We start from the raw sequence: 16,045 nt of genomic DNA on the forward strand, positions 1-16,045 counted from the left end.
GTCTTTATTTACCAAATAACTCATTTTATTGAGAGATGAACCGAATAGCAACCTCGTAAGCCTTAAATGGAGAACAAAGAATGAAAGGACGTTCGCACCCTAAAAACAATTTGACTCTCAATCCATCTGGTAACGAGTCAATTCGTGATGTGATTGATCGCGTTAGTCTGAGTCGGCGGCGGTTCATCATGACGGCCGTGGGTACGTCAGTGCTAACTGTTCTGGGAGATGTTTCCATTGGTGGCTTTCTGCAAAGTGTTGATGCAGCCCCGATTCCCAAAGGAACGGGATTTGCTGGCATAGGTTTTAAAAGTATCCCACCGAATCTCCTCAACCCAGCTACAGGGCTGCTGGAAAAGGATCTCGTCAGTGTTCCTGAAGGTTATACAGCCAAAGTACTGATTGCTTGGGGAGATCCGATCGCACCTGGTGGCCCAACTTGGCTACCTGATGCCTCTCAGGATGCTGCTGCTCAAGAAAAGCAGTTTGGTATGCACAATGACGGTATGTACTACTTCCCTTTACAGCCAGGAAAGGTTGTTGGTCGGACAGTAAGTTCACAAACAAGATCGCTTAGAGGCTTTGTAAATAAGCCAATCAATACTGGTCTGCTGTGCGTGAATCATGAATATACCCAAGAATCAATTTTGCATCCTGATGGTCTCGATGTAGTCACAATTGCGAAGGTACGAAAATCTCAGGCTGCTCATGGTGTGTCTGTTGTGGAAATTTCCAAAAACGGCAATGAGTGGAGTTTCAATCGCAATTCGCCTTATGGTCGCCGTATTACCGGCAACACTGAGATGCGAGTATCGGGGCCTGCGGCTGGCAATGCACTGTTAAAGTCAAAAAAGTTTTCAATTCAGGCAACTGGCTCTATTGACACCGGCAGACTCAATGACGGCTACACCGCATACGGTACACTCAACAACTGCGCCAATGGCTACACTCCTTGGGGCACTTACTTGACCTGTGAAGAGAACTGGAACGGCTACTTTGCTAATCCCACACGAGATGTAGTTGCAATTCCAGGCATCGAAAAGTCCGATATCCTGGCAGGACAAAATCGGTACGGCGTTTCAACATCATCTAGCTATCGCTGGCCGGAGGTTGATCCACGCTTCAATGCCAGCACCAACCCACTTGAACCCCATTTATTCGGCTGGGTGGTTGAGATTGATCCCTACGATCCGCAAAGCAAACCAGTCAAGCGTACTGCCCTTGGCCGGTTCAAGCATGAGAGCGCTCAGGTTGTTGTTGACGACAAAAAACGTGTTGCTTTCTATCAGGGTGACGACGAGCGCAACGAGTATATCTACAAGTTCGTTTGTGCCCAACCTTTCAATCCCGGAAATCGTTCTGCTAACCGCGATTTGCTCGACAACGGTGTTTTGTACGTTGCTAAATTCAATGACAACGGTACTGGTAAGTGGATTCCTTTGGTCTACGGGCAAAATGGGCTGACACCAGAAAATGGTTTCAGAAGTCAAGCTGAGGTACTTGTCAAGACAAGACAAGCTGCGGATAGAGTCGGCGCAACCATGATGGATCGCCCAGAGTGGGTAGCTGTGCGTCCTCGCATCGGCGGATATAAAGAGATTGAAGTCTACTGCACATTGACCAACAATAATCGTCGGGGCACAACTCCAGTTTCCTCCAACCAGCCAGACGGCACAACAACAGCAGGTGGTGCGCGTCCTCCCGTGAATCCTCCCAACCCACGCCCTGACAACCGTTACGGTCACATCATTCGCTGGCGCGAAGATGGACGCAGTGTTACAGCAACTACCTTTAAATGGGATATCTTCTTTGAAGCTGGGGACAAAACTAGACCCGAACCAAATCTTCAGGGCAATATTAAAGGTGACGACTTAAGTTCACCAGATGGTCTATGGTTCGACGATTTCGGCCGCCTCTGGGTTCAGACTGACCACTCAGGCGATGGTATCGGTGATTTGGTAAACATCGGTAGCAACACCATGTCGTGTGCTGACCCCAACACCAAACAAGTTAGGCGCTTCTTAACCAGCCCTACGGATTGTGAGGTAACTGGTATTACCAGCACACCCGATGGCAAAGCGATGTTTATCAACATACAACACCCAGGCGATCGCGGGGATGCCTCGAATCCCACGATCGCCAGCAATTGGCCTAACAGTCAAGGGTATGGCCCATCAGGTCGCCCACGTTCATCAGTGGTAGTAATTACCCGTAATGATGGTGGCGTTGTTGGTGGTCTTTAAAGACGATAGGAACAGATTCATTTAGCGATCGCTCCTTTGTCACTACAGTATTTTAAATAGTTTTAAATCACCTTAATCCTTAACCTAAACACTGGCAAGGATAAGGTGATTTGCTTGTAACTATTAACCCACAACTTTTGTTGCTCTCTTCTTACGTTGCATCCACAATCCCATAACACCAGCAATAGCCGTACCACCAACAGCTAACGGTTCTGGTACTTTAGCGTAGTTTACAGTACCTACTTGTGTTGTATTTACTGATTGGTCAATCAGATAAAATTTGTTTCCTCCTACATCTGGAGTATTTGGATCACTTGCGATCGCAAACTGGTCTGCAACAAAATAGCTTAGTCCCAAAACTTCGCCATTATTGAAGCTGACTATAGGAAAACTATTGAAATCAGTATCATCTCCCTCTGTATAGTTAGTACCTAAATAGTTGAATGCAACTGCTAATCCATTCTCAACTCCCAATGTCTCAAGACCTGTATTGGTTAAGGTCGAGTCATCGTATTGAAAAGAGCCGAAATACTGACCGGGATTATCACCAGATATGGCATTTACAGTGAAACCATAATTAACCAAGGCAGCTTGTGCCGATTTAGCATCAACAGCAGTAAAAGATATGGCAACGGCAACGGTAGCAACACCAAGATTTTTGGCTAATTTCATCAGACAATACTCCAAAGCAAAAAACTGAATAATCCTGTAATTTCACTTAAATAAGCTTTTAGCCGCTGTATTCAGGTTAAGAAATATCAAACAAAAGATTTTTTTCATTAAATCTTCAAGCTTGTCACGTATATATAAATTTTCTGTAAAGTAAAAATTTAATTCATCCACGTAGCATCAAAACGGTTTCAAGCTTCTGACTTTAATCCTTGGTATTAGTAACCTTTTTATTACTGCCAAATTGTTAAGATAACAGAATTAGTAGTAAGTGAATATGTAAATCTGAAGCTTATAATCTTTATAATGTTATTCAAAAATGAAAAAATATTCTTATTCTGAATATGTATTTATCGAGATATATCGCGCATAAAAAAGTATTCATTACCTATACCAGCAATATATCAAAAGATAATGGTTGTCATCCTCTCAAAGAGTATGGTAGGTAGATCGTAAGTTGTTATTACCAATAAACTCATGTGTAATTAGTAACAAGGTACTAATAGGATGAGTGCTGGAAATTGTGAGTGTTAATCTGCTTGAATTTCTGATTTTAATAAAAGCATTACCATTTCTTAAATCAAGTAGGATAGTTTTTTTGTAGATAGATATTGGGAGCATCAACTTTCGGCGGATCTACTTTTTTAGATTAACCATATAGTAGGGTTTTCGGAGTATCAGAATTATGTTTCTTCCAAAAATGGATGCTCCCTAGATATTTGTATAGTATTCGTATATTTTTGAAATTACAAAAAATCTTTTGACAATAGATTGGTACGTAATTTTAGAAAAAAGCATAGATAGCATAGATATGGATAAAAAAAGACTTTAACCATAGCTTGCTAAAAACAATATTTGAGGATATACATTCCAAATAGAGAACATACTCACCAAAAATACGGGTAGTGTGATTTTTTAAGATAATACTGTGCTGTAAAAAGGTTTGTGAGTAATGTTTTCACTTCAATGGTGTGGATGTGCAGATGATCCGGTACAAGAAGTTAATAATTACCAGAAAGCAAAAACTTTGTGGATAACAGTAGGTTTACTTGCTATTTTTTTTGCTGCTGAATGGAGTGTGGGTTTATGGAGTCAAAGTTTATCTTTACAGGCGGATGCGGGACACATATTATCAGATATTACAGCCTTGGCAATATCGCTACTTGCTAGTTTTTTAGCACAGCAACCAGCTAAGAAAAAAGCAACCTTTGGAAATCAGCGGATTGAAGTTTTAGCAGCTTTGTTGAATGGATTAGCTTTACTTGCGATCGCTCTTTTTATCACATGGGAAGCTATTCAACGCTGGCAACATCCAGCAGCAATTTTAGGCATACCAATGTTAGCAATTGCGGTATTAGGTTTAATCGTCAATTTGCTCAATATTACTTTGCTTCATCCCCACACTCACAACGATTTAAATCTACGCGGAGCTTTGCTTCACGTCATCGCCGATACTGCTAGCTCTGTGGGTGTAATTATAGCTGCTGTAGCAGTTCATCTTTGGGATTGGTGGTGGGCAGATGTGGCTATTAGTTTAGTCGTTGCAGCTTTTACGGGTTTAAGTGCTTTCCCTTTAGTACAAGAAAGTTTAAAGATTTTTTTGGAGTATGCACCAGAATCCATCGACCCCGTTGAGGTGGAAATATCTCTTCAATCTTTTCCTGGTGTTATTCAAGTAGAAAAACTCCACATCTGGACACTTAGCTTAAATAAGGTAATGCTTTGTGCCAATTTGACCGTTGAATGTACAACTATCCAAGAACGCGATCGCTTACTCAATAAGTTAGAAACTCACATCCGAAAAACTTTTCAGATTGCTGAGATAACTTTGCAGCTAACTAGTTATAAAAATCCTTCAATACTACCAATACATCCTTTATTTAATCAAGATTTAGTTTTAATGTTGTCTCCTAACAAAACACATTAGCACAAGAATGTATTTTCTCAAATTTATCCCAAAATTAATTAACTTAACCTTTAAAAATCATGCTTATTGACATTCATTTTAATTGTCAAAGCATAGCGATCAGCTATTTACTAGGAGGTTTCCTGATGATGACTTTAATTCAAAAATTCCCAATGATTTCATTACTTAAACAGTACAAGCGCACCTTGGCTTGGTTCATGTCTGGTCTGGTTTTGGCAGTTTTATTGTTTTTAGGAACATCAAATCAACAACCAGCAACCGCCTCTAATCCAAGTTATGCCGCAGCCCCTAGTCAGGTAGATGTGACTGCAACATACTCAGACTTTGGTGCTAGTCATCTAGAACCAAATTTTTATCAGTATTAACGGCTAACACCTGCTCAATTAACTTTAAGGCACACTGCAATGATTTCATTTTTGCAAAAGTACAAGCGATTTCTAGCCCTTAGTATGGCTGGCTTGCTTTGTACCGTTCTGCTGGTATTTGGTAATTCTGTTTTTCAGCCCACCCTAGCTGCTGGTAATGGAATTAACGTAATTATCATGATTGGCGATGGTATGGGTTGGGAGATGGCACGAGCCGCAGCCATTGCCAAAGGTGCGCCTTTTTACACTAGTGGTAAAGGGTCTGGTCTTAGCTTCCAAAAGCTAACTGGATATGGATTGGTAACTACTTACGGCACAACAATTCAGGGAAATACACCAGAAAATCCAACAGATCAGCCCCATTTAGCAGGTAACTCTGCTCTAGATGGGTCTGATACACTTACAGGTGCAAGTCCTGTTCGTCCCAACTTCTCATTCCAGCCGACTCCTTTTAATCCTGGCAATAGAACTGATGGCAATAGCTTAGAAAACGGTAATCTGGCGGGTTATGACATCAGTAAGGGCGGCCCTGTTCCTTGGATTCCTTTGACCCCTGCTAATTCTGGAACATACGAAAAAGATTACATCAAGTACAGTTATCCCGACTCTGCTAACACAGCTACAACTTTGTATACAGGGGTAAAAAGCTTTAACAATGCTATGGGGGTAGACATTTACGAGAAGAAGTTGAAAACCATCCTGGAAATTGCCAAAGAAAAAGGTAAATCTACAGGATTGGTAACATCTGTACCTGTTAGCCATGCAACGCCTGGTGCTGCGGCTTCTTTCGTAAATCGTCGTAGTAAGTATGACAGTGTTTACGACCCCAGCAAGACCAACCAAGACAGCATTTTGCAACAGACATTGCTGAACTTTAAACCCAATATTTTGTTGGGTGGCGGTCATCCCAAAGATTTTGAAAATAGAGAAAGTACAAGTACAGCAGAGGGCGTCTTTAAGTACACGTACATTACAAAAGACACTTACCAGCATCTAAAGAATAATCCTACGTCCAATCGTTACGGCTATACCTTTCTGGAACGCGGTCCTAATGCAGCTAAGACACTGCTAAAAACGGCTGCTAAAGTTGACCCCAACAAGGGAGGCAGATTATTTGGTCTGTATGGTGCGCGTGGACAAAATGGCAACATTCCTGTTAGTTCCTCTAAGGGAGACTATAGTTTGACAGGTCTGGACAACTTCTCCCTATATAGCTCTGTTGTTAAGGCTGGAACGCCGGATACCTGTCCATCAGGTCAGATAATTACTGGTACTGCTGGGGATTGTGTTCCTGTTATTGATGCAGCTGGTAATCCCATCGCTCCTAATGCTCCTGCACCAGATACAGTCCGTCCTCTGGCTCCCGGTGAAACTGATGCCAGCTTTATCGCTAAAGAAATTAACGAAAATCCGACTTTGGCTGAATTAACCAAAGCAGCTTTAACCGTTTTAGGTAAAGATAAAGATGGCTTCTGGCTAATGGTTGAGGGAGGCGATATCGACTGGGCTGCTCATGACGACAACATGGATAACCTGATTGGTACCATGAATGATTTTGATAAGGCAGTTGAGCAAGTCATTAGTTGGGTAGAGAATCATGGTGGTTGGAAGAAGAACTTGCTACTGGTTACTGCTGACCATGACCACTATCTAACTCTAAATAATGACTTTGCCTCTAAATTAACTCCCAATCCTGACCCAAATAAGGCTAAAGGCTTGAAGTATAACGCCAAGGACATCACTTTCGTCAAGCACAATCCTACTGATGCTGGTCACTTCTGGGGGTCTGATCCAAATTACAAATATCTCTGGGGTAGCCATAGCCGCCGCGTTGTACCTGTTTACTACCAGGGTGCTTACGCATCAACTCTGACCCGATCGCTAGGACAAGGCTTCCAGATTACAGATAGCTCTGGTACTTATACTGTACCTGGTGTTCGGGGTGTGGTTGACCAAAGTCATATCTTCCAAGCTATGAAAACTGCGATCGCAAGCCCGTAAATTGAATACACCGCATTACTAAACACTAACTAAAAAGCCTGGTGTTGCAGAGATGTGTGTTAGCACGTCTCTGTCTCAAAAAACTATTGCGGTATTATTAGCACCTGTTCTATTATCAAGGGGAAAAAATGACTGACTCCATCTTCAAGAAGTTAGCAGCTGCAACGGTAGGAACTGCTTTGATTTTGTCGTTAGGGGAAACTATCCCTGCTCAAGCAGCAGCAGTAACTTATAATTTTTTTAACAACGATAAAACTCTCACAGGCACTTTTTCATTCGACCAAGCAGCAGCAGACGATCAAGAAGTAACGATCGCAGAAGGTTTAAAGATTTCTGCTACCTATGGTGGCCAGTTATACACTGAAGCGGATGATCCTTTAGCGTCAGTTTTCACCGACAAAACGGGAACAATTTTTAACCAAGCGGGCTTAGGGTTGTATTTTACACCTAGCGCTTTTAATGTCTACCGCGAAAATTTTATCAATCTGAACGATTCAAGTAGTGCAGGTGTTCAGACCGTCACTTATACCACTGTTCCAGAGCCAAGTTTGATGCTTGGATTGCCTGTATTCGGGTTGAGTTTGTTCTTGAGTAAAAAGATAGCATCTTCTAAACCATCAAGGACAAAAGCTTAAATCAAATTATCAAGAATAACGGGGTGGGATAATTTCACCCTGCAAATTTTTAAAATTATAAAATCTAAAAACTCAGATTCCCAATTTTCCTAAAAAGTTAGGGAATCTTGTGATTCACAAATCATTTAGCATTGCTATATCGTTTTATTGGCATCAGACAAGATGTTAACGGTAATGTCTGGGTTTGCAGTTAATTAACCTATTGGTTATTGCATGAAGAAAATATACATGCATTAGTTTAGATATAATAATGACTCATTGTTTGTTTTCCTAACTGGAGAAATTAATGGGTCGCGCCAAAAAGGTTGTCCTGGCATATTCTGGCGGAGTAGATACCTCCGTTTGCATCCCTTACCTTAAACAGGAGTGGGGTGTGGAAGAGGTGATTACCCTAGCAGCAGATTTAGGTCAGGGAGATGAATTAGAGCCAGTTCGAGAAAAAGCTCTGAAATCGGGTGCAAGTGAATCACTCGTGGCGGATGTCAAAGACAGCTTTGTTAAAGATTACGCCTTTGGAGCAATTCAAGCCAACGCCCTTTATGAAAATCGTTATCCTCTCGGAACTGCCCTTGCTCGTCCACTGATTGCTAAGGTATTAGTAGAGACAGCCGAAAAATATGGTGCTGATGCGATCGCTCACGGTTGCACCGGCAAAGGGAATGATCAGGTTCGCTTTGATGTCTCTGTTACCGCCTTAAACCCCAACCTAAAAATCCTCGCACCAGCCAGAGAATGGGGCATGAGCCGCGAGGAGACGATCGCCTATGGTGAGAAGTTTGGTATCCCTTCACCAGTCAAAAAATCTTCTCCCTACAGCATTGACAAGAATTTGCTCGGTCGTAGTATTGAAGCTGGTTTACTCGAAGATCCGTCATTTGAGCCACCAGAAGAAATTTATGAAATGACCAAAGCGATTATTGATACTCCCAACGAGCCAGAGTACATCGAAATTGGTTTCCACGGTGGTATTCCGACAACCCTCAACGGTATAGCTAAAAAACCAGTTGAACTAATTGAAGAACTCAATCAGGTGGTAGGAAATCACGGTATCGGACGGATCGATATGATTGAAAACCGTTTGGTGGGGATCAAGTCGCGGGAAATCTACGAATCACCCGCGATGTTAGTGCTAATTCAGGCACATAGGGATTTAGAAAGCTTGACTTTGACGGCAGATGTCACCCATTACAAGCGTGGCATTGAAGAAACTTACAGCCAAATCGTTTACAACGGTTTGTGGTACAGTCCACTCAAAGTTTCACTCGATGCCTTTATTCAAAAGACACAAGAGCGAGTCTCCGGAACTGTTCGAGTCAAGTTGTTCAAGGGTAACTCTACGATAGTTGGACGTTCGAGCGATAATTCCCTCTATACTCCCGATTTGGCAACTTACGGAGCCGAAGACCAATTTGACCACAAAGCCGCTGAAGGCTTTATCTACGTTTGGGGACTACCGACTCGCATTTGGTCGCGGCAAGTTAGAGGTTAGGAAGATGAGGGGGATGAGAAGGACAAGGCAAAATTTTCTCCCTCATCTCCCCCTGCTCCCCTGCTCCCCCTATTCCCTCATCTCCTCACTTCCCTACTTACTCTTCTGCTGCACCCTTAACTTGGCGAGACTCTAGCCACAGGGGCACAATAATCAAGGCAGCGAGGATCAGTAACGCTGCGATCGCAAATTGACCCACCCAAGCAACCAATTGCTCTAAGGAGACAATTTTGCCAGCAAAAAAAGCCAATGTCACCATCAAGCTAGCCCAAGCAACTGCTCCTAAAAAGTTGTATAAAAAGAATTTTCCAAAAGGCATTTCGGCTATACCAGCTAGTGGTGCCGCAAAAACTCGTAACAATGCCAAAAAACGTCCAAAAAACACTGCTTTAGAACTATTTTGACTAAATTGTTCTTTAATAGTTAGCAGTCGCACTTCCGAAATTCGAAATATACTACCAACTTTTACCAGAAAAGACCAACCGCTAACCCTACCAATCCAGTAGCCACAAGTGCCACCAATCACAGCACCCATAATTGCGTCACCGAGAACCAGCCAGAAATTCAGTTCATCGCTGCCAGCTAGAAACCCGCCTACTAAGGTCACGGTTTCGCCAGGAAGGGGAATGCCTAAATTTTCTAGCAAAATTCCCAAAAAAATTGCCCAATACCCGTAAGTGTGGGCGACTTCCTGGATATTTTCTAGTGAAATCAGCTCTAAAGACATCCCGTACCGCCGTCTTTACAAATTTTTACTTTTATTATATTTTTGCTTGTTTATGCGCGGGGTGTCAATCAAACCGCTACATAAAGCCATTGAGTTATTACATTGAGTTTAATTCTGAATAATCCATCAGTTATAGTCTATGGTAACCATTAAATTTTAACTATTAAATATGCAGTTTTTAGAATTTGATACCACAAGTTCATAATTTATTAAAAAAAAAATTAAAAAATTTATAAAAAATTTATAAATGCCTTGTTAAATTATAAAAATTTTGTAAAAGATACGGTTGATACCGAAATTCTTAAGCGGTTATGCCTATATTGATGAAAGTTATCACAAATTATACGGCATGAATACTGAAATAATCCTTCTCAACTGCACAACTGTAATTGCCCAAATATCTGGGTAAAACAGTCATTTTGCCGTTGAAAGAGAAAAAGTATTGATGTCTTTTTCGATTTTTTTCAAGTGTTCCAACTACCCTGTTACATTTATGATTCTCACACCAGAACTTCAAGTTATTTTGTTTAAACCCCAAGGAAGCATAGATTTGGAAGGCGGTAAGGCTTTGAGTGAACAGATGACTGGAGTTGTGCCCCAAGCTCATCAACTCTGGGTTATTGATCTAGTAAAAGTTAATTTCATGGACAGTTCTGGGTTAGTCCCTTTAGTAAAAGCGTTGAAAGCTGCACGTCAGAGTGGTTGTCGCTTGGTTCTATGCAACGTGCAACCTCCTGTACGGTTAATTTTGGAACTTACCCAACTAGATTCAGTGTTTGAAATTTTTAACACTTATGAAGATATTTTTACTATATCCAAAGATAACAGTCTGGTGCTAGCAGACTAAATAATAAATCTACCTATAGAAGGATGGTGGAGTCAAGCAATATTTGCATTTTTTTATATTCTCAAAGATAACAGTCTGGTGCTAGCAGACTGATTTTCTTTTTTTTCTAGAGAATAATGTTGAGTAAAACTTATAGCTTTGGGGTAGGTAATATCAATGGCAGATGAATGAATCAGCTTGTTGTAAGACATCTACACTAAAGCAGTAAAGTAGAAAATGACCAAAATCGGTCAAAACAATGCAATTATTTTGTGAAACTCCCCAACTTCTGAAAGACAGGGTTTGGCAATTTACTTTGAGTTGATTGTTCTATATGCGAAGTAGTGGAAGAAAACAGGAGGTAAGAAAGTTTAGCTCATCAGCCTTTGCGTTATTTATAACCGCATAGTTATTTTTATCTTGGGTACTAGTCGAATGTCTCCAAGACACTTTAATCGGGTCAATTTCTTACCTCTTCGATTTCACCATAACGGTAAGTTTAGGCATTCTGGGGAGTTGAAAAGTTAGTTTCTTCGGATGCTGGGCGGGAGAAATTTGGCAAATCAATGCCGCTGTGACTAGCATTGCGAGTTTTGAGTGCTAAACGGTAACTCACACTTTGCAGTTCTGCTTGTAACTGGCGGTTTTCCCGTTGTAGCATTGCTACCTTTTCTCTGACTGGCGTCATCCGCTCCTCAAACTTCCGACGGTAAATTTGAGGCAGCTCTTGTACTACTTGCTCCAACATCCGAGTGCGATCGGTGAGTTCTTGTACTGACTGTCGCAATTGGTAAATTTCGGAGTCACGAGTTGTAATTTGCTCTTGGTAGAACGCCACCTGCTGCTCCACAGCTTGGAGTTGTTCTTGTAAAGCGTGTAATTGGGTCAAATCCCGCTCAAGCTCCGGCTGCTGGGGCATAAAGCTAGTATTACCCTTTACCAGCCGGAAGAGTTCTTGAGATAGTTGTTGCACTAATTGGTCACGAAGTTGCAGCTCTTGGCGTAGCTGCGAGACTTCGGTAGAGAGAACTTGAATATTCGGTGTATCAGATTGGCTCACAGTAGCTTACAGCTCCCATTCAGAATCTTGTCCACTCTTAGGTATAACTGCGGGAGTACTACCTTTGGCAAGTATTTGTTAATTTAGCATTCCCAAGCAAGTCACGAAAAAAGAAAAAACAAAATTTTATTGAATGGAGTATTAGGGAGTGGGGATGAGGGAGCAGGGGAGGCAGGGGAGGCAGAGGAAGAATTATTGTAATGTCCATTTTAGATTCCCTATTCCCTACTCCCTATTCCTTACACTGTTGCAGGTGCCGTTGCTGCCACCTTAGTGGGTCTTTCTTTTTCCTCTTTAGGAGGTTTTTCTTCTGCGATTTCCTGCTTAACTGTCAAATAGCGAATCACTTCTTCACTTAAGCGCATAGCGCGTTCAAAGGGGGCGATCGCAGTTGCAGGCGCACTATAGTTTAACTGGATGTAGATGCCATCGCGGTGTTTGTTGATTTCATAAGCCAGACGCCGCTTACCACGATTTTGAATTTGGATATCCTCAGCGCCTTGTTCGCGCAGCAAATTCTGATATTTAGTAATTGCTTGCTCTACCTGTTCGTCTCCCAGGTCAGGGCGGAGAATGTACATTGTCTCGTAACTTGTAGTCATATTTTTCAGTCTCCTCATGGACAGTAATGGCTGCTGATGCTAATTTATACCTGTTTTTATTCAAAATAGCAGTATTAATCAACATCTGAAGCAACAAGGAACTATAATCTTACCAGTTTTCAATTTGAATCATTAGCCAAATCGCCGAAGTTTGAACTTTTTGGATGTCCCTAATGAAAACTAGGTCGGGAAGCGACCCCAGATTTCTTTAGCTGATTCCAAAAGAAACCTCTCACTCACCCGTCAAGGGAATGATGAGACTGTAGCAAGCGTAGGTAGTCTTTTTTTTGAAAAGACTGTGAGGCAGGAGATACATCTGAGCATGAAACTTCATAGTGGTAAACAATCTTGAGTACCACGTAGAAAGTTCTGGAAGGATAATTGACGCCAGAAGCCTACACCTACTTGTCTAGAGGTGTAGGAGTGTAATCAAGGTAAGAATCCAGTTTTTGGAGATCGCCAGCAAATTGATCAAGCTATCAGATCCGCCAACGGGTATCTTTCCTTAAGGACATCTATAGCGATCGCTTTCAGGCTCAAGGCATAATCAGTTTACTGAAAATTGCTACCCGCTTACGGCTTCTAATCGCAGATAAAAGGATATTCATCAAGGTTATGGCACAACGCTATGTGCGAATTCAAAATCAAGAAGGACAGGTTTTCTATGGGTTACTACAGCTATCTCTCGATGTGCAGGTGCTAGATGCTCCGCCTTGGTTACAAGGACAACCCACTGATTTAACTTTGACACCAGAAGATTACCAAATTCTGGCTCCCTGTGCTCCCTCAAAAATTGTGGCGGTGGGTAAGAATTATGCAGACCATGCAGCTGAAATGGGGACTCCAGTGCCTTCTGAGCCACTAATCTTTCTCAAGCCACCTACGTCGATTATTCCATCTGAGAGGGAAATTAAATATCCTCCCCAGTCGCAAAGAGTTGACTACGAAGGAGAGTTAGCACTAGTGATTGGCGATTACGCTTTTGAATGTACGCCAGAGGTAGCCCAAAGCAAAATTTGGGGCTACACCATTGCCAATGACGTAACAGCGCGGGATTTACAAAAACGGGATGGTCAATGGACGCGAGCTAAAGGTTTTGATACTTTCTGTCCTTTGGGCCCTTGGATTGTGCGGGAATTAAATCCAGGAGCAAGATTGCAGACTTTTGTGAATGACGATAGCAATCCAGTCCAATCTGCCTGTATAGATCAGATGGTGTTTTCTCCTGATGTTCTAGTTTCTTATATCAGTCAGGTTATGACGCTACTACCCGGTGATTTGGTGCTTACAGGTACGCCGGAGGGTGTCAGTCCATTGCATCCAGGCGATCGCGTCCGTGTCGAAATTGAAGGTATTGGTCGCCTGGAAAACACCGTAGCATCTCGTTAACTTCTAACGCACTTGCATGTACACCGCATCAGAAATCGCCGGGATTTCCGCATAACGTCCCAGTAAAGACTGGACGGCGGAATATCCGACTGCGACTACAACGCCTAGAAAGATAGTGTTAGCTAATGTTTCTATTGCAAAGCCAGTACCAGGAACCTGTCCTAAAACTCGCACCAGTATGGAACACAAAAATATAACTATGTCTAAAAGAATCGCCTGCATTGTGTTGAAACGAATGAAGTGACTGATTTTTTCGTTTCTTACCACTAATAGGAACAAGGCAAAGAAGACAATTATTTGTCCAAATTGTCCTAAACTACCGTAAATTATTAGCACTGGTTGCAGTGGTAAAAGCAGAACTCGTAGTGCTGGAAACTGATTCAACAAAAAGCTGCCAAAGACTAAACCATCAACTAGGGGCAGTAAATAAGGCAAGGAAGCAAAAATTCGATCTGAAACCGTTGTAGACCCGCGCCAAGACATTATGCGTTCTCCTGTGATTAAATTTTTATAGTTACTTGAGCTTAGGATAACGCAGTTGCTTGGTCTTGCTGGCAAATTCAACTATTCTATATAGGCGATACGAAAACCCATCACACACTCATACTGGTCTGGCTGCTGTTGAGTAAGTTTGTGGATGGCTTGACCACAACGCAGTTGACCCCCACGCCAACGGGGTTGACCGCTCCTGTCAGCGAGTAAACAAGACTGGCAAACTTGCTCAGGGGCAAGGATTTGCTCGTCCATTAAAATGACTAGCATCGAATCCCTCCTGTAAATCCTCATTATCTACCCACATTTCACTTAGGTGAGGATACGCTTTGTAGCGGTTCAAAGAAACGCTTCAGGTAGGTTGGGCGTTTGCTGTGCGGTTAAGTGTTGGGATTTGCGATCGCGCTTTGCACCCGCCGTCAGCGATCGCAGAGTACACTTAAGAGCCACATCCTAACTCTTTGTAGCAAAAATGTGGGCAATCACAATTTAATAAAAATTGTCAAGTGAATCTTAATTTATTGTATGTTGTGTCTATTGCAAATGGACACTTTAGTAAAAAATAATACAAAAATATTCGCACTAAGTTGAGCATACATAGCCAACGGTATTCGTTGCCTCCCTGTTAAATTAGCACTGGAGAGTGTCAAAATTACTATTCGGAAAACAACAAAAGCTTTACGCACAAGCAACACGGCGCTCCATTAAAATTCCCTTGACGGGACTAGTTAAAGTGCCAGAAGTGAAGTAAGTAAAACTGAGTTAACTAGATAGCCATTTAAGGGATGCATTTCCAAAATACTGGGGTAAACTTGCAAGCAAGGTAATACACAATATAACTTGGCGGATCGTCGGTCTGGGCATCACTCACAATGGAACACTGGCAATTTCTGATACAGAAGCAAGGCGCTCGCTCGTGGCATATCCTAGAATCGCCAAATTTGGAAGTTTTGGAAGGGCAGTATAGAGTTTTGGCTCGTTCTAACCTTCGTAATACAGACGTGGAAGTACGGGTAACTCACTCTTCAACCCAGCAAGTTCAACCAACGCGGCGAATTTTTAAGCGATCGCGTCGCACTAATTCAGAAGGCATAATGGCGGTAATTCCCTTTACTTACTTTGATCCGGGAGTATGGGAGTTGCGCTGTACGGGCGATTTGATGTCGGACATACTGGGTAAATCTTGGCAATACAGTGTCCAACTTGAAGTGTTGCCCCAGGAAGTAGAGATAGAGCAGGGGGAGAATGTAGAATCACATTTAACCGATCAGTCAGATACTGTTTCTGTTATCAAACCCGCAATTAAGTTAGATGAAGCGATCGCAGTTTCCGCAGAACTGGTAATTACTACAGACAGGAACCCCGCTATTACTGTTGTGCCAGATGAAGGGAACTTGGAAGCTAGTGCTTCACCAGAACCCGCAATTATCCCAGATAAAGCGATCGCTAAAAAACTGGTAATTACTCCAGCCAGGAACCCCGCTACTACTGTTGTGCCAGATGAAGGGAACTTGGAAGCTAGTGCTCCAGCAGAACCCGCAATTATCCCAGATAAAGCGATCGCGAAAAAACTGGTAATTACTCCAGCCAGGAACCCCGCTACTACTGTTGTGCCAGATG

The 16,045-nt window shown here is 42.3% G+C and carries 14 protein-coding genes and 1 pseudogene; 9 read left to right on the plus strand and 6 right to left on the minus strand.

The genetic code is table 11. From position 1 onward, the window contains the following. Positions 1-80 precede the first annotated feature (80 nt). Positions 81-2,243, plus strand: coding sequence for a PhoX family phosphatase (locus VB740_RS26205; RefSeq protein ID WP_323202790.1), 2,163 nt, complete (start codon positions 81-83; stop codon positions 2,241-2,243). Between the two features lie 123 nt (positions 2,244-2,366). Here the strand turns inward: VB740_RS26205 and VB740_RS26210 are convergent, their stop codons facing one another. Next, entirely contained in the window at positions 2,367-2,915 is a 549-nt protein-coding gene (locus VB740_RS26210) for a PEP-CTERM sorting domain-containing protein (protein WP_323202791.1), read from the minus strand. Between the two features lie 949 nt (positions 2,916-3,864). On the opposite strand from VB740_RS26210, the gene VB740_RS26215 reads away from it, so the two are divergent. From VB740_RS26215 to VB740_RS26235, 5 genes are all read left to right on the plus strand, one after another. Continuing rightward, positions 3,865-4,839, plus strand: coding sequence for a cation diffusion facilitator family transporter (locus VB740_RS26215; RefSeq protein WP_323202792.1), 975 nt, complete (start codon positions 3,865-3,867; stop codon positions 4,837-4,839). Between the two features lie 125 nt (positions 4,840-4,964). Then, positions 4,965-5,204, plus strand: a complete 240-nt coding sequence (locus VB740_RS26220; protein ID WP_323202793.1) for a hypothetical protein — start codon at positions 4,965-4,967, stop codon at positions 5,202-5,204. Positions 5,205-5,243: 39 nt separating this feature from the next. Continuing rightward, positions 5,244-7,205, plus strand: a complete 1,962-nt coding sequence (locus VB740_RS26225) for an alkaline phosphatase (protein WP_323202794.1) — start codon at positions 5,244-5,246, stop codon at positions 7,203-7,205. Positions 7,206-7,333: 128 nt separating this feature from the next. After that, the gene (locus VB740_RS26230) at positions 7,334-7,840 is read left to right on the plus strand and encodes a PEP-CTERM sorting domain-containing protein (RefSeq protein WP_323202795.1); all 507 of its coding nucleotides are present in this window, start codon (positions 7,334-7,336) and stop codon (positions 7,838-7,840) included. A gap of 286 nt (positions 7,841-8,126) precedes the next feature. Next, the gene (locus VB740_RS26235; RefSeq protein WP_323202796.1) at positions 8,127-9,329 is read left to right on the plus strand and encodes an argininosuccinate synthase; all 1,203 of its coding nucleotides are present in this window, start codon (positions 8,127-8,129) and stop codon (positions 9,327-9,329) included. A 97-nt stretch (positions 9,330-9,426) separates the two neighbouring features. On the opposite strand, the gene VB740_RS26240 is transcribed toward VB740_RS26235, so the two are convergent. Next, positions 9,427-10,056: a DedA family protein gene (locus VB740_RS26240; RefSeq protein ID WP_323202797.1), complete on the minus strand. Its 630-nt coding sequence runs from the start codon at positions 10,054-10,056 to the stop codon at positions 9,427-9,429. Positions 10,057-10,549: 493 nt separating this feature from the next. On the opposite strand from VB740_RS26240, the gene VB740_RS26245 reads away from it, so the two are divergent. Beyond that, positions 10,550-10,903, plus strand: coding sequence for an STAS domain-containing protein (locus VB740_RS26245; protein ID WP_323202798.1), 354 nt, complete (start codon positions 10,550-10,552; stop codon positions 10,901-10,903). Between the two features lie 478 nt (positions 10,904-11,381). Here VB740_RS26245 and VB740_RS26250 read toward each other — a convergent pair whose 3' ends face one another. Together VB740_RS26250 and rpsF are read right to left on the minus strand one after the other, a co-directional pair. Continuing rightward, positions 11,382-11,942, minus strand: a complete 561-nt coding sequence (locus VB740_RS26250) for an Npun_F5560 family protein (RefSeq protein ID WP_323202799.1) — start codon at positions 11,940-11,942, stop codon at positions 11,382-11,384. 239 nt (positions 11,943-12,181) lie between these two features. Beyond that, a complete protein-coding gene (gene rpsF / locus VB740_RS26255; protein ID WP_323202800.1) occupies positions 12,182-12,544 on the minus strand; it encodes a 30S ribosomal protein S6 in 363 nt (120 codons plus the stop codon). A gap of 615 nt (positions 12,545-13,159) precedes the next feature. Between rpsF and VB740_RS26260 the strand changes: the two genes are divergently transcribed. After that, positions 13,160-13,933 (plus strand): fumarylacetoacetate hydrolase family protein, encoded by a 774-nt coding sequence (locus VB740_RS26260; protein ID WP_323202801.1) that lies wholly within the window; start codon positions 13,160-13,162, stop codon positions 13,931-13,933. Between the two features lie 3 nt (positions 13,934-13,936). Here VB740_RS26260 and VB740_RS26265 read toward each other — a convergent pair whose 3' ends face one another. Further along, positions 13,937-14,416, minus strand: coding sequence for a Tic20 family protein (locus tag VB740_RS26265; protein WP_323202802.1), 480 nt, complete (start codon positions 14,414-14,416; stop codon positions 13,937-13,939). Between the two features lie 81 nt (positions 14,417-14,497). Continuing rightward, entirely contained in the window at positions 14,498-14,695 is a 198-nt protein-coding gene (locus tag VB740_RS26270; RefSeq protein ID WP_323202803.1) for a hypothetical protein, read from the minus strand. A 602-nt stretch (positions 14,696-15,297) separates the two neighbouring features. On the opposite strand from VB740_RS26270, the pseudogene VB740_RS26275 reads away from it, so the two are divergent. Beyond that, positions 15,298-16,045, plus strand: a pseudogene (locus VB740_RS26275) (hypothetical protein); the annotation flags it as partial.

The sequence above is a fragment of the Nostoc sp. UHCC 0251 genome (genome assembly GCF_034932245.1).
Lineage (GTDB): Bacteria > Cyanobacteriota > Cyanobacteriia > Cyanobacteriales > Nostocaceae > Nostoc.